The organism is Blautia sp. HCP3S3_D9 (assembly GCF_052063845.1).
Lineage (GTDB): Bacteria > Bacillota > Clostridia > Lachnospirales > Lachnospiraceae > Blautia_A.
Window position 1 is genome coordinate 1 of sequence record NZ_JBQHWS010000040.1, and the last position, 15,705, is coordinate 15,705.

General features: G+C 42.4%; 11 protein-coding genes and 1 riboswitch. Of the genes, 10 read left to right on the forward strand and 1 reads right to left on the reverse strand.

Annotation, left to right across the window (positions count from 1 at the left end; genetic code table 11):
• The coding region (locus ACTNES_RS09560) for an FGGY-family carbohydrate kinase (protein ID WP_441039182.1) at positions 1 to 593 on the forward strand (593 nt) is incomplete at its 5' end.
• A gap of 230 nt (positions 594 to 823) precedes the next feature.
• Here the strand turns inward: ACTNES_RS09560 and ACTNES_RS09565 are convergent.
• Positions 824 to 2,509 carry a formate--tetrahydrofolate ligase gene (locus tag ACTNES_RS09565; RefSeq protein ID WP_291807709.1) on the reverse strand — a complete coding sequence of 562 codons (1,686 nt, stop codon included), beginning with the start codon at positions 2,507 to 2,509 and terminating at the stop codon, positions 824 to 826.
• A 169-nt stretch (positions 2,510 to 2,678) separates the two neighbouring features.
• Positions 2,679 to 2,764, reverse strand: a riboswitch (ZMP/ZTP riboswitch).
• A 377-nt stretch (positions 2,765 to 3,141) separates the two neighbouring features.
• On the opposite strand from ACTNES_RS09565, the gene ACTNES_RS09570 reads away from it, so the two are divergent.
• The 9 genes from ACTNES_RS09570 to ACTNES_RS09610 all read left to right on the forward strand — a co-directional run bounded on the left by ACTNES_RS09570 (position 3,142) and on the right by ACTNES_RS09610 (position 15,535).
• Positions 3,142 to 3,597, forward strand: coding sequence for a DUF1700 domain-containing protein (locus ACTNES_RS09570; RefSeq protein WP_291808344.1), 456 nt, complete (start codon positions 3,142 to 3,144; stop codon positions 3,595 to 3,597).
• 70 nt (positions 3,598 to 3,667) lie between these two features.
• A complete protein-coding gene (locus ACTNES_RS09575) occupies positions 3,668 to 3,766 on the forward strand; it encodes a DUF6783 domain-containing protein (RefSeq protein ID WP_441039187.1) in 99 nt (32 codons plus the stop codon).
• Positions 3,767 to 3,962: 196 nt separating this feature from the next.
• Complete coding sequence (locus ACTNES_RS09580; protein WP_441039183.1) at positions 3,963 to 8,675, forward strand: isopeptide-forming domain-containing fimbrial protein; 4,713 nt, start codon at positions 3,963 to 3,965, stop codon at positions 8,673 to 8,675.
• On the forward strand, positions 8,672 to 9,538 hold the full coding sequence (srtB, locus tag ACTNES_RS09585; protein WP_291808351.1) for a class B sortase: 867 nt from the start codon (positions 8,672 to 8,674) through the stop codon (positions 9,536 to 9,538). Before ACTNES_RS09580 ends, srtB begins: the two co-directional genes overlap by 4 nt.
• 236 nt (positions 9,539 to 9,774) lie before the next feature.
• Positions 9,775 to 10,866, forward strand: coding sequence for a GntR family transcriptional regulator (locus ACTNES_RS09590; RefSeq protein ID WP_291808354.1), 1,092 nt, complete (start codon positions 9,775 to 9,777; stop codon positions 10,864 to 10,866).
• 145 nt (positions 10,867 to 11,011) lie between these two features.
• A complete protein-coding gene (araA, locus tag ACTNES_RS09595) occupies positions 11,012 to 12,511 on the forward strand; it encodes an L-arabinose isomerase (protein ID WP_291808356.1) in 1,500 nt (499 codons plus the stop codon).
• Between the two features lie 241 nt (positions 12,512 to 12,752).
• Positions 12,753 to 14,357: a xylulokinase gene (locus ACTNES_RS09600; protein ID WP_295266259.1), complete on the forward strand. Its 1,605-nt coding sequence runs from the start codon at positions 12,753 to 12,755 to the stop codon at positions 14,355 to 14,357.
• 592 nt (positions 14,358 to 14,949) lie between these two features.
• Complete coding sequence (locus ACTNES_RS09605) at positions 14,950 to 15,147, forward strand: hypothetical protein (protein ID WP_291808362.1); 198 nt, start codon at positions 14,950 to 14,952, stop codon at positions 15,145 to 15,147.
• A 76-nt stretch (positions 15,148 to 15,223) separates the two neighbouring features.
• Positions 15,224 to 15,535: a rhodanese-like domain-containing protein gene (locus tag ACTNES_RS09610; protein WP_216460991.1), complete on the forward strand. Its 312-nt coding sequence runs from the start codon at positions 15,224 to 15,226 to the stop codon at positions 15,533 to 15,535.
• The last annotated feature ends 170 nt before the right edge of the window (positions 15,536 to 15,705 follow it).

The following is a 15,705-nucleotide window of genomic DNA, read 5'->3' on the forward strand; positions in this document are numbered from 1 at the left end:
ACAGGATGGGATGTATGCTCAGCGCAGCTTCCTGTAACAAATGGTGGGCAGAAGAAATCCTTCAGACAAAAGATTTTAACGCAGAGCAGGCTCCAATCCAGAAACTCGGTGAGAACAATGTATTTTTCCTTCCATATCTGATGGGAGAGCGTTCTCCGCACAACAATCCTGATGCAAGAGGTGTATTCTTCGGAATGTCCATGGACAGTACAAGAGCTGACATGACCCAGGCTGTTCTGGAAGGTGTTGCGTTTGGACTTCGTGATTCTCTGGAGGTTGCAAGAAGCCTTGGAATCAAGATCGAAAGAACCAAGATCTGCGGTGGCGGAGCTAAGAGTCCACTGTGGAAAAAGATCATTGCAAATGTTATGAACCTGAAAGTTGACGTTCTGGAAAACGAAGAAGGACCATCCATGGGTGGTGCTATGCTTGCAGCAGTAGGCTGCGGCGCTTACCCGGACGTAGAAACGATCGGTAAGAAATTTGCCAAAGTTGTAGATACAGTAGAACCAGATCCGGAACTGGTAGCTAAATATGAAGAAAGATATCAGAAGTTCAGAACTCTGTATCCGGCCATGAAGTCACTGTTCTAAAATCCGGCGGATTTTGCGTATTACATATAGAAACAAAAAGTGAATTCAGAAATGAAGATAAAATGCTGCTGTAGGTAAAAACTATGGCGGCATTTTTAGTGGCAAGTGCTTTAAAGTCTTTTCAAACACGGATATAAAAACAGGCGGGAAATCTTCCCGCCTGTAAAATCGTCTGGACACATATCATATATAAATATGATTTCTATAATATTATCTGAGTTTCTGTAAAATTAGAACAGACCTGTGATCTTACCTGTCTCGTCTACATCGATTCTCTCAGCAGCCGGAACTTTCGGCAGACCTGGCATAGTCATGATCTCGCCTGTAAGGGCTACGATGAATCCTGCACCAGCGGAGATCTTCAGGTTACGTACTGTAACTTCGAAGTCTGTCGGAGCACCAAGTTTGGTCTGATCGTCTGTTAAGCTGTACTGAGTCTTAGCTACACAGATCGGGCAGTTGCCGAATCCAAGAGCCTCTAACTGTTTTGCCTGTTTCTGAGCGTTTGCTGTCAGGACAACTCTCTTGCCGCCGTATACTTTCTGAACGATCTGGTTCAGTTTGTCTTCGATAGAACCTTCCAGTTCATATGCATAAGTAAAGTCGTTTGGTTCTTCAACGAGACGGAGAACTTCTTCTGCAAGTTTGATTCCGCCTTCGCCGCCTTTTGCCCATACTTCAGAAAGAGCAACATTAACGCCGAGTTCTTTACATTTAGCTTCAACAAAGTCAAGTTCAGCTTTTGTATCTGTTGGGAATGCATTGATAGCAACAACACATGGAAGTTTGTATACGTTCTTGATATTGGAAACGTGTTTCAGCAGGTTCGGGATACCTTTCTCAAGTGCTTCCAGGTTCTCGTTGTTGAGGTCGGCTTTCGCAACGCCACCGTTGTATTTCAGAGCACGTACAGTAGCTACGATAACAACTGCGCTTGGTTTTAAGCCTGCCATACGGCATTTGATGTCGAGGAATTTCTCAGCACCGAGGTCAGCACCGAATCCGGCTTCTGTGATGGCGTAGTCTGCAAGTTTCATAGCCATCTTTGTAGCTGTTACGGAGTTACATCCGTGAGCGATGTTTGCGAATGGTCCGCCGTGTACAATTGCCGGAACATGTTCCAGAGTCTGTACAAGGTTTGGTTTCAGGGCATCTTTTAACAGGGCTGTCATAGCGCCTTCTGCGTGGAGGTCACCAGCTGTTACCGGTTTCTGCTCGGAAACTTTACCGTATGTATATCCGATGATGATCTTGGATAATCTTTCTTTCAGGTCTTTGATATCGCTTGCAAGACAGAGAACTGCCATGATTTCAGATGCAACAGTGATGTCGTATCCGTCTTCACGAGGCATACCGTTTGTTCTTCCGCCAAGGCCGTCTACTACGTTACGAAGCTGACGGTCATTCATATCTACACATCTTCTCCATGTGATCTTACGTGGGTCAATGTTTAATGCGTTGCCCTGGAAGATATGGTTGTCGATCATAGCGGCAAGTAAGTTATTAGCTGCACCGATTGCATGGAAGTCACCTGTGAAGTGAAGGTTAATATCTTCCATCGGAACTACCTGTGCATATCCGCCGCCGGCAGCACCACCTTTTACACCGAATACCGGTCCCAGGGATGGCTCACGAAGAGCTACCATAACGCTCTTTCCAAGTCGCTGCATACCATCTGCAAGACCTACAGTAGTAGTAGTTTTACCTTCGCCTGCAGGAGTTGGGTTGATAGCTGTAACAAGGATTAATTTTCCATCCTTTTTATCGCTTTCTTTCAGAAGATTGTAGTCGATTTTTGCTTTATATTTTCCGTACTGCTCCAGATATTTGTCATCAATACCTGCCTTCTCTGCAATCTGAGTGATTGGAAGCATTTCGCATTCCTGTGCAATCTCGATGTCTGATTTGAATCCCATAATGTTTTTCTCCTTTCGTCTCCGCATAACATGAAAAACTTATGTTACTGTTCAATTCACGATCAGTAACAGACTTATTCATTGAAGGAAGCGCCTGCCGGTTTATAGAACATGTCATGAAATAATTACTGTTCTACGAGATAAAAAAAGGCCAGTATCTGAATGATTCAAATACTGCCCAGACGGTCGGCTCTTACAAACCTCCGACTCCCCGTGGTTTGTAGTCCACTCTTTCCGCCAGTACTCGAAGGTTCCTTCAATTGATGAATACAATATAGCATTTTGAGAAAAAAATGTCAACAAAATTCCATCAAAACGTCAAAAAAATTAGATAATCTGGACAAAAATTATGTGATTTTAATAATAAAGGACAAGAGATAAGCGCCTTAATGAAAGAGTTTCTCATTTAAAACAAAGTGAAAATGTTAAAAAATAAACAGAATGTAGCTATTATAAAGGGGGAGCATCAGGAAATGAGTTTATAAGGATTTCATAAAAAATTAATGATTATATTAGTTGTCATTCAGAAAAAGTATGGTAGAATATAGAACAATAAAGGTAACTCTTCAGCAATAAGACTGTGAGAAGTTACCAATAGAGGTAACAAAGATTAATAAACGGAGACTGAGGACATGGATAGAAAAGAATTTTTGGACATCCTTAGAGAACAGCTTGCCGGAAATATGCAGGAAGGCAAGGCAGCGGCACATATAAGATATTATGAAGATTATATACAATCTCAGGTGCGTGGTGGAAGACCGGAGAGTGAGGTTCTTGAAGAACTTGGAGACCCGCGGCTGATTGCCAAGACCCTGATCGATACAGATGATGGAAGTACACAGGAGGATTACGGAGAATATTCCTCATATGGAGGATATGACAACACAGCAGAACAGCCACGGCAGCCGGAGAAGCGCTGGAAGAAGGTATTGGATCTTTCTACCTGGCAGGGCAAGGCAGTTGTTATTATCGGGGCAGTTCTTGCCATTATCCTTATTGTTCTGGTGATCGGAGCAGTTCTTCCTTTCTTTATTATTCTTGTAATTATTCTTTCTTTCCTTTCATGGTTAAAGAAACGGAATCACTAATTTAGCGTTTTAGCGTGAATATTTTTCTGGAATCTGTACAGAACTTTTACCAGAGCATGTTTGAAAAATCATTCCCACAAATTGTGACGCACATCTTGCAGAAAGCCTTTTTCAAACATGTTCTAAGGAGTTCTGTGCAGAACTCTCAATTTTTCCAATATTACTATAGTATATATTTTAACTGAATCAAATAAATTCCTGTTTCAATTGCGAATATCTGTTTGCCTTATTCGATCAAAAGAGAGATATCTTTCATTCTGACATTCTTATAAAAATCCCATCTTTTTTTACTCACTAATCCTGCCAGGTGCAGGGAAAAATCCCACATTCATGTTTATATTTTTTATTTGGAAAGGAGCCAGCAAATGAAACACAATTTAAAATGGAAAGAACGCCTTGGGGCCTTGCTGATGGCATTGCTTTTTATTCTGCAGGCAGTTTTGGGTCTTTTGCCTGTTCATACTACGCAGGCAGCATCCATGTCGATTGAGACCTGGGATGAGGATAAGAAGGTAGATTATGGATACCGCTTTAATATGAAGTTTCAGCCCGGAATTACAACATATGAATCTTTTGGCTGTGACAATCTGGACAGGGAAGCTTTTTCTGATAATGGAAAGAGTGAACGTGATACAGAGTGTGTCCGTGTAGGGGCAGACTATAAAGCTGGAAGTGCAGGCATGCGTTACAATAATGTAGGAAAGGATGGAAATGGAAATATCGTAGATGTCCGTCTGATTCTTATGGGAGTGGAGAATGCGGAACCCCGTTATGATCTGCGTACTGCCGAGTCCATTGTACAGAATAAAGGCGGTGCTACTTTTGCGTGGAAAGATAACGAAGCTTATCCTATGGTGGGATTCTCCAAGAACAGTATTGGCGTATTTATCTATTCTGTAGGTTATGCGAAAGTAAAATTTCAGTTTCTGAAACATGGCACAGAGGAGACGATTCCTATCAGTGGGCACGGAACGATCCGCGATATTGATGCAGGACAGGGAGTCAGAATCCCGTCCGACTGCAATCTGGATAATGCCTATGTGCTGAAAGATAATGATTATCTGACAGTAGAGGGAAATTCTGTAACTTCTCCACTGGGGTCTGTAGAACCGGACGATCCGAAGGGATGGCTGAATCTGTTTTACAATACGGATAATTTTACAGTAGAGTTTGTTCATCAGTTCCGTCTGGATAAATGGGATAAGAGCCGTGAGGACGGAATTGCCAAAGCAGGATCACAGGAGAAATGGGCGGAGAATACCAGAAATAAATATCTGGATCCGTCAGGAAAGAGCTACTGTGAGACTTTTAAAGGACAGAAATACTGCAAGGCATATGCGTATTTTGACTTTACTTCTTACTGTTTCGGTGATGTTGAAATGAAGAAAGCACCGGAGAAGCGTGTAGGAGAGAGCGGATGTACCTGGGATCAGGCGTCGGCAGCAACGAAAGATGCACCATTTATGATCAGACAGGGAAAAGAATTTCAGTATATGATCCGTGCAGAGGTAACGCCAAATAAGCTGAAATCTTTTGTTGTGCAGGATGTACTGGAGGACTGCATTTCTATAGAAGATGCATCTAAAGTTAGTATTACAAATGATATTGGGCAGACAGTGACAGATCTGTTTGACATTGCGGTTGAAGGGCAGAAAGTTACCTGCAGTGCGAAAACAGAGAGTCTTCAGGACGAGAATTTTACAGATAATCAGACTTATACATTTACTCTGAAAGTACAAAGGAAACCGGAATCAGAAATAAATATTTCAAAATACCTTGCACAGGATGGATATACGATTCTTGTGCCGAATCATGCCTCTATGAGTTATGAACGTACAAATGGAAGCGGAGATACCATGGATTCAGAAACTGTATGGGTAAAGAGTGTAATTTCGCCGGAGCTTGAGGTGACGAAGAATACTTCTCAGTATGAGTGGAAAATCGGAGATGTGGTGGATTATGAAGTTTCCGTTACACAGACAAAGAAGGACGTGCGTGCGGTCAATGTTGTGATCACTGATGAGATTCCATCCTGTCTGAAGCTTCTGGATGGACAGTATTCTGTACAGACAAGTGAGGGTGCGGAAGTCTGCACTCTTAACCGAATGGGAGAAAATGGATGGAAGGCAGAGTGTCCGATCCTGAAATATGGAGAGAAGATAACGATTCGATTTAAATGCCAGGCACTTGAGAACTCCAATGGTCAGGAATGGGAGAATATTGTTTCTGCTACTGCAGATAATCTGCTTAATCCGGAAAGTGGGGAACAGGAATCCCGCAAGGATATGGCAGAAGTATGGACAAACAGTCCGCAGCTTGAGATTGATAAAACAGCGGATAAGTATGAATGGCAGACTGGTGAACAGGTAGCATACCGGATTGTGGTAAATAACGTGACTGCGGGAACCATTGCCAGAGATGTAAATATCACGGATATCGGCCTGCCGCAGGGACTGGTACTTGCAGATGGTGCTCAGAGTGTAGAGGTGCTGGGAGTTTCACAGCAGATCAATTATCCGTTACCGGATAAAAAGAGTGGACAGGCATTTGAGACCAGACAGGTAGAATCTCGTCTGGATGCGGGCGGAAATGGTTTTGCTTTTTACTGTTCCTATCTGCCGTACAGCCAGCCTGTGACACTTATTTTTCATTGTATCGTACAGGAAGAAGCAAATGGACATGAAAGCGTGAATGCCGCGTCAGTAAAGGCATCTAACGCAGATGAACAGACAGATGATGCGGAAGTGTACGTTAATTCCGGAGAATTTTGGATTGAGAAAACAGCAGACCATTATGAATGGCAGGTGGGTGAACAGGTTCAGTACAATGTTCTTGTGGAGAATAAAAGAGAAGGTACTATCGCCAGAAATGTAACGATCTGGGATACCCAGATGCCGGCAGGCCTTGCTCTGGTTTCAGCAGAGGATGTATCTGTCAGTGGAATCCCACAGACCATCACGCAGCCTGTGGCAGGAATAGAAGATGTTCCGAATCAGCTGAATCCGGAATTTTATAATGAAACATCTGAGAAAACGGTAAATTATGAATTCCTTCAGGAAGGAAGCGGATGGAGACTGAATATTTCAGATCTTCCGGCATATACTCCGGTTATGATTTCTTTCCTCTGTACAGTTACGGAGGAGGCAAATGGAATGGAGAGTATCAATGTTGCCAATGTGCAGGCACAGAATGCACCGGCAGCACAGGATGATGCAGAAGTATATGTGAACACGGCTGTTCTTTCAGTGGAGAAAACTTTCCAGAATCCATATCTGGCAGCCGGTGACGGACGTGTAGAGAATGAGTTCCGTGTTGGAGAACAGGTAAACTATCAGGTTACAGTGAACAATCTTCAGAAAGGGTCTATTGCCAGAAATCTTGTGATCAGTGATCTTTCTCTGCCGGAAGGACTTGCACTGGACGGAGAAGAAGGGGCAGTTACAGTCAACGGGGTACCGGCAGTGATCCAGAATCCTGTGGCGGGAACAGATGATGCGGGAAATCAGCTGGATCCGGATAATTATAATGAAACAGTAGAAAAGCCTGTGAACTGTCAGATCACACGTCAGGGAACCGGCTGGATCGTAACTGTTTCAGATCTTCCGTATCAGACACCTGTAACAGTTAACTTCCACTGTACTGTTCAGGAGAGTGTAAATGGTCTGGAAATTGTAAATACTGCACAGGCACGCGCAGACAATGCACAGCCGGTGAAAGATACCACAAAAATCTGGGTAAACTCGCCTGTTCTTAAGGTAGAAAAGACTGCAGATAAACCGTCCTATAAATATGGAGATATTATTACATACCGCATTATGCTGACACAGGAGCAGACCGGCTGCGTGGCAAGGAATGTGACAGTCTATGATGTGCTGGATACTCCTGGAGTGCGCCTTCTGAAGGATTCTGTAATTCTTATGGATGAGAAGGGAAATGTAACAGATGCAGATGTACAGGTCAACGATGACAATACATTTCTGTTGTCAACGGGAAAAGCACTTATTAAGGATGCAAGATACAGTATTTGTGACAATGACAGAGGTGGAATTGTTGAGCAGGTTATGTACAATCCTCTGGACTGTCAGGAACAGAAGAGTATGATCGTGGAATATCAGGCAGCAGTTATTGACACTGCGCTGGCAGGTCAGACAATCCATAACACTGCAACTGCAGACAGCAATGAGAACATTCCGGCAACAGGTGAGACAGAAGTACAGGTACATAGTCCGGTATTGGAAATTGTCAAAGAATCTGATAAGAAGGAATATGCTTCCGGAGAGAAAGGATATTATAAACTGACAGTAAGGCAGCTTCGGGAAGATATTTCTGATCAGAATATTGTGATTGAAGATACGATTGAAACAAAAGGAGCTTCTCTGGTAAGAGATAATATTTTTGTGAAAAAGAATGGTGTAGAGCTAAAAGATATCAAAATAGAAGCGACAGATACAGGATTTCTGATTGATACAGGAACTTCTCTGTCTGACATGGATAAGATTGAAGTTTGTTATGAAGTGGTATTTGAAACTGAGAGCGCAGAAAACGAGAAAGTTGTAAATACAGCGAAGGCAAGAGGAAATCTTGCACCGGAAGTATCGACACAGCAGGAGGTATATGTAAAGGCAGAACCAAAGCCGACAGAGACACCGGTGCCAACAGAAACACCGAAGCCGACGGAAACACCGAAACCAACGGAAGCACCAAAACCAACAGAAACACCGAAAGCTACACCAACTCCGTCTACGCCGGGAACTTGTCCGAAATTGACACAGGTGCCGACAAAGACACCTTCTGCATCAAATAATGGAAACAACGGCAATTCCGGAAATGGAAGTGGCAACAGTGCCGGCGGTAATTCAGGAACCAGTGGATCTGGAAATTCGGGAGGATATTCTTCAGGAGGTTCCGGATACGGAAGCTATCAGTCCGGCTATACAGCAGGAAGTTCTAAGACAGGAGATACCAGACCATTTAAGGCAATGGCAGTTCTTGGATTGCTTGGACTTATTCTGCTTGGTGCTGGTGTGATGATTTTCAGAAAGTCCGGTTCCGGTAGAAAAGGTATTATGCGGAAATGAGGAAACTCAGAACTTTTGCCATAAGTATGGTCGTGGCGGCAGTAGGACTTCTTGTGTATTGCGGCAGTTTTTATATAAGAAGTTATGAACAGAATCTCGCTGCAAAAAGGGATTATGAAGAAATTTTCCAGATTGCGGAAATACAGAGCGAAGATGCAGAGCATACTTTTCAGGAAAGAGAAAGAACAACACAAAAAAGCACGAAAGAAAACAACAGGAATAATTCTGAAAATAGGAAACAGAGCAATAAGAAACATAACAGCCATGCAGATAAGATCAGGGAATCCTTTGGGATTTCCTGGGAAAATCTAAGAAAGATCAACTCCCAGGTGGTTTCCTGGATTACCATTCCGGGAGCTGATATTTCTTATCCTGTGGTGCAGGGGACGGATGATGAATATTATCTGAAACATAATTTTAAGAAAGAAGAGGATTTGTTTGGATGTATTTTTCTGGAACATAATAATAAGAAAGACCTGACAGACTCTCACAGCATATTATATGGGCATAATATAGAAGGAAACATGATGTTTGCCAATTTAAACCGTTATGAACAGCCAGAATTTCTGAAAAAGTGTCCGCAGATAGAGATTACAACTCCGGAAAGGAAGTTTCTGTACAGGATTTTTTCCGTGGAGCAGGCATCGTCTCAGAGTGCAGCATTTGTATGTGGGTACGAATTATCAAGTCCTGCATACAAGTTACAACTGCAGGAATTGAAAAACAATTCCATGTACGATACAGGGATAAAACCGGATGCATCAAGGCCGATAGTAACTCTGATTACCTGCAATTCCCGTCTGGATAAGGAAATACGTATGGCAGTACATGGAACTTGTTATGAAATGCTGGAAACTGAGTGACGAAAATGCCGGTTTATGGGGGAATAAAGCCAATTATCTATCTGGATTTTAATTAAACCAAGTAAGTTTCCAGCTTCAATTGTGAGGCGAATGATTTTATCCACTTGACTATTCCAAGTTATGATTTGGAAAAAAGTAATGAAAACTTCCCTGATATTTTGTATAATTTATGCATAAAAAACAACTTGTTCGTATGACCGTACAAGTTGTATCCTAAGAACAGGAGGGAAGAAGACATGACAGATAATGGAAAGCCTAAATATTTCTCACTGATGGAACAGCTCAGAAATGATATCGTATCAGGAGCTATCCGGCCGGGAGAAAAGCTTCCTTCAGAAAACGAACTTTCACAGAAGTATTCTCTGAGCAGACATACAGTCCGCAAAGCACTGGGAATTCTGGAACAGGACGGATATGTGGAGGCATTTCACGGAAAAGGGACTTACTGTTCTGAGAATATGCGCCATATAAAGAAATCAAAGAACATTGCAGTAGTTACCACATATATTTCCGATTATATTTTTCCAAGACTGATACAGGGAATGGATAATGTTCTTTCGGAAAGTGGTTACAGCATTATTCTGAAGAACACTGCAAACAGCAGACAGAAAGAAGCAAGATGTCTGGAAGAACTTCTGAAAAAAGATATCGATGGTCTGATCATTGAGCCGAGTAAAAGTGAGATGGTCTGTAAGCACAGAAATCTTTACCAGAATCTGGACAAGTTTGAGATACCGTATGTATTCATCCAGGGGATTTATTCTGAAATGAGAGAGAAACCTCATATTCTGATGGATGATGCTCAGGGTGGCTATCTTGTGACGAAGTATCTGCTGGATCTGGGGCACCGCAGGATCAAAGGCTTCTTTAAAGCGGATGATATGCAGGGACTGGAAAGACATAAAGGCTATGTCAGGGCACTGCAGGAGGCGGGGATTTCTTACAATCCGGATGATGTTGTCTGGTTTCACACAGAGGACAGAAAAGTAAAACCTGCGTTGATGGCGAAAGAGATGGTACAGAGTGGACAGCTTCCGGATGGAATCGTCTGCTATAATGACCAGATCGCAGTTCAGGTTATGGAGGAGCTGGAGAAACTGGGAGTCAGGATACCGGAAGACATTTCCATCACAGGTTATGATAATTCTCTGTATGCACAGCGTGGAAACGGGATCACTACAATCGCACATCCACAGGAGAAACTGGGAGAGATGGCAGCAGAACTGATTCTGGAAAAGATCAATAGAGTTCCAGAGGAGGAAAGTAAAGTCGAGAGACTGATCCATCCGGAACTGATCATTCGGGGTTCATGCAGAAAAGCAGATTGAGAAGACAATGAGTCAGAGGATAGTCTGAATCAAGAGTCGTAGCAGGTATAACAGGTAAATGTACAGGTCGGAGCATGGCGGGGTCTGTTTAAGACAGCAGATGCGGGATCTGAAAAATAAATAAAAATTCAGGAGGAATTTTATCATGAAAACAGGAAGAAACTATAAGTTTTGGTTTTGCACAGGTTCACAGGATCTTTACGGAGATGAATGCTTAAGAAAAGTTGCAGAGCATTCCAAAATTATTGTTGAAGAATTAAACAAGAGCGGTGTTCTTCCATTTGAACTTGTATGGAAACCAACCCTGATCACAAACGAACTGATCCGTAAAACATTTAATGAGGCAAATGAAGATGAGGACTGCGCAGGTGTTATTACATGGATGCATACTTTCTCACCGGCAAAATCCTGGATCCTTGGTCTGAAAGAATACAGAAAGCCACTTTGCCATCTGCATACACAGTTTAATGAAGAAATTCCTTATGATACCATTGATATGGATTTCATGAACGAGAACCAGTCTGCACACGGCGGCCGTGAATATGGTCACATTGTTACCAGAATGGGAATCGAGAGAAAAGTTATCGTTGGTCACTGGGCAGATAAAGAAGTTCAGGAAAAACTTGCTTCCTGGATGCGTACAGCAGTTGGTATTATGGAAAGCAGCCACATCCGTGTATGCCGTGTAGCTGATAACATGAGAAACGTAGCTGTTACAGAAGGTGATAAAGTAGAGGCACAGATCAAATTCGGATGGGAAGTTGATGCTTATCCTGTAAATGAGATCGCTGATTATGTAAAAGACGTAGCTAAGGGCGATGTTGATGCATTAGTAGATGAATACTACAGCAAATACGATATCATTCTCGAGGGAAGAGATCCGGAAGAATTCAAACGTCACGTAGCAGTTCAGGCTCAGATTGAAATCGGATTTGAGAAATTCCTGGAAGAAAAGAATTATCAGGCAATCGTTACACACTTCGGTGACCTGGGTGCTCTGCAGCAGCTTCCTGGACTTGCAATCCAGAGACTTATGGAAAAAGGTTATGGATTCGGTGCAGAAGGTGACTGGAAGACAGCAGCAATGGTTCGTCTGATGAAGATTATGACAGCCGGAATGAAAGATGCAAAAGGAACTTCCATGATGGAAGATTATACATATAACTTTGTACCTGGAAAAGAAGGAATCCTTCAGTCTCATATGCTTGAGGTTTGCCCGTCTGTTGCAGATGGCAAGATCGGCATTAAAGTTTGCCCACTTTCCATGGGTGACAGAGAAGATCCTGCAAGACTTGTATTCACAAGTAAGACAGGTCCGGCTATCGCAACATCCCTGATCGACCTTGGCGATCGTTTCCGTCTGATCATCAACGATGTAGAGTGTAAGAAAGTTGAGAAACCGATGCCAAAACTTCCTGTAGGAAGCGCATTCTGGACACCACAGCCAAATCTTAAGACAGGTGCAGAAGCATGGATCCTTGCAGGTGGCGCTCATCATACAGCATTTACTTATGACCTGACAGCAGAGCAGATGGGTGACTGGGCAGCAGCAATGGGTATTGAAGCTGTTTACATTGACAAAGATACAAACATCCGTGACTTCAAGAACGAACTGAGATGGAATGAACTTGCATTCAGAAAATAATAAATTTTGCAATTAATATGGAGGCTGCCATATCAGGCTGGGACTGAAACAATGAATTCATTGAACTGCCTGAAATGGCAGCCCTAAAAATGTAAAAAAAGTACGTTAAAACAGTCAAAAAATTCTATGGTAAAACCATAAAAGAAATGCGATAATACTTATTAGGGTATATCGCATAAACGATTACGGTTTATCAGATAATCCGTAATAAAAATGACAGTGAAACAGGGAGGTACATAAAATGGGAGCAGCAGAAGCAAAAGCAGCAATTCTTGCGAACAAAACAGCACTTGGTATTGAATTTGGTTCTACCAGAATCAAAGCAGTACTTGTAGATGACAAAAATCAGCCGATCGCTTCCGGCGCACATGAGTGGGAGAACCGCTATGAGAACGGTGTCTGGACATACAGTCTGGAAGATATCTGGACAGGTATCCAGGACTGCTATCAGGATATGGCAAAAGATGTAAAAGCAAAATATGACGTAGAACTGGAATCCGTAGGTGCATTCGGCGTCAGTGCCATGATGCATGGATATATGCCATTCAACAAAGAGGGAGAACTTCTTGTACCATTCCGTACATGGAGAAATAATATTACAGGCGAAGCAAGCGAGAAACTGATGGAACTGTTTAACTACAATATTCCTCAGAGATGGAGTATTGCTCATCTGTACCAGGCGATCCTTAATGGAGAAGAACATGTAAAAGATATCGATTATATTGCAACTCTGGAAGCTTATGTTCACTGGAAACTGACTGGTAAGAGAGTTCTGGGAATCGGTGATGCAGCAGGTATGTTCCCAATCGACACCACAAAAGCAGATTACAACCAGGAAATGGTTGATAAATTTGATGAACTGGTAGCTCCTTACGGATTTTCATGGAAACTCCGTGACATTATGCCGAAAGCACTTGTTGCAGGTGAAGATGCTGGTGTCCTTACAGAAGAAGGTGCGAAACTTCTCGATGTAACAGGCAAACTGAAAGCCGGAATTCCAATGTGTCCTCCGGAAGGTGATGCTGGAACCGGTATGGTTGCAACAAACAGTGTTGCAGTTCGTACAGGTAATGTTTCCGCAGGTACATCTGTATTTGCGATGATCGTTCTGGAAAAAGAACTTTCCAGACCATATAAAGAAATCGACATGGTTACGACTCCGTCCGGACATCTGGTAGCTATGGCTCATTCCAACAACTGTACTTCAGACCTGAATGCATGGGTAAATGTATTTAAGGAATTTGCAGAAGCTATGGGTATGGAAGTAGATATGAACAAACTCTTCGGAACCCTTTATAACAAAGCTCTGGAAGGTGATCCGGATTGTGGTGGACTTCTGTCTTACTGCTACTTCTCAGGCGAGCATATGACAGGATTCGAAGAAGGTCGTCCGTTATTCGTTCGTTCCCCAGAGAGCAAATTCAACCTTGCAAACTTTATGAGAACCAATCTGTATACATGCCTTGGCGCTATGAGAGTAGGTCTGAACCTTCTGTTTGAAAAAGAGAATGTAAAAGTAGACCGTCTCCTCGGACACGGCGGATTATTTAAGACAAAAGGTGTCGGACAGCAAATCCTTGCAGATGCTGTAAATGCACCGGTATCCGTAATGGCCACTGCAGGTGAAGGCGGTGCATGGGGAATCGCACTTCTGGCTTCTTATCTTGTAAATAAAGAAGAAGGTGAAACTCTGGAAGCATTCCTTGACAAGAAAGTATTTGCAGACCAGGAAAGCAGCACACTGGATCCGAAGCCGGAAGGTGTAGCAGGATTCAATGCATTTATGGATAGCTATATGAAGGGTCTTTCTATCGAAAAGGCAGCAGTAGAATCTAAAATCTGGTAATATGGAAGAGTTTTCTGACTCTTTGATCTGGTGAAAATATGTGGACAAAAAGTTCGCCACATTTTTTGCCACATATTGAAGAACCATGATAAACACTGTAGAATATCCCTATCAAGTCATACGAGGAGAGTAACAGCAATGTTCGTTGGAAACACCGAGAAGCAAATCGTTCGCTGGCGCGTATGAAACTGAAAGGGAAAAGAAAAATATAACAGATAAAGCAGCATTGTAAGCCATGAGGCCGGCAATGCTGCTTTTTTGCTGTTCAAAGACCCTTCGGGCAGGGTTCTTTTATGAAGACAAAAAGAAAGCCCCGGTAGGGGAGCTACCAGGACTTTCGAGGGGAGTATAAATAATTAAATAAGGGGTTTATGTAAAAAAAATTTTTGAAGGGTAAATTCTTTTTACAGGTATGATTATAATATAGCTTGGTGAAAAAAGCAACATATTTTGATGAATATTCCCCCGTGTTTTTGGGATAATAGTCAATGTGAAGCACATTCAGTAATGAAGTGCGTTGCAAAAGTGCCTGAATTCTTCTGGGACTTTCAGAAGATGTGGGCGTACAAAATGCATCAGGAGGAATAAAATAATGGCAAAAAATTACGAATCTGAAAGCAGAAACAGCAAAAATTACACAGAGACATCCAGCAAAAATACCTATGGAAATGAAATGAACCATACCGATAATCTGAGAAGCAAGAATGAGACAGATTACAAAGATAAGACAAAAAATAAGATGAAAAATAAAACTTCTCAGTCTTATACTTCAGAGGAAAACGAATATTAAGTTTTTTCTGCCAGCGGATTCATTCCGCTGGCAATTTATATTTTTTTACATATGATATAACAAAAAGGAGTCTGCCATGTTTCCAGTGGAAACGATTTCTGCAAAAATGCTGGATTATTATGTGGACCGCAGGGACGCATTGATCATAGATCTGCGCGAAAGAGAATCCTATGTACACAGCCATGTAAAAGGAGCAGTGAATATGCCATACGCAGAGATTGACGAATATACTTCATTTCCCAGGGGGAAAACACTGGTACTTTACTGTGACAGAGGCGGGGCAAGCCTGCGCCTTGCACGTCAGCTTGCAAAACTTGGATACCGCACCCGGTCAGTGATCGGCGGTTTTGAAGCATATCGGGGAAGAAATCTTGTAATTTCGCCATAAGCATGATAAGGTGTATATAGCTGTTTACAGGCAGATTTTTCTGTTTCTGATAACAGAAACAGATCCTGCAATGCTGAAAAATATTGTGGAATGCAATACGAGACACAGCTATGTTTCATACAGCACCGGGAAACTGTGTGATGTAAGAGAAAAGGCGGCATGCAAATGAA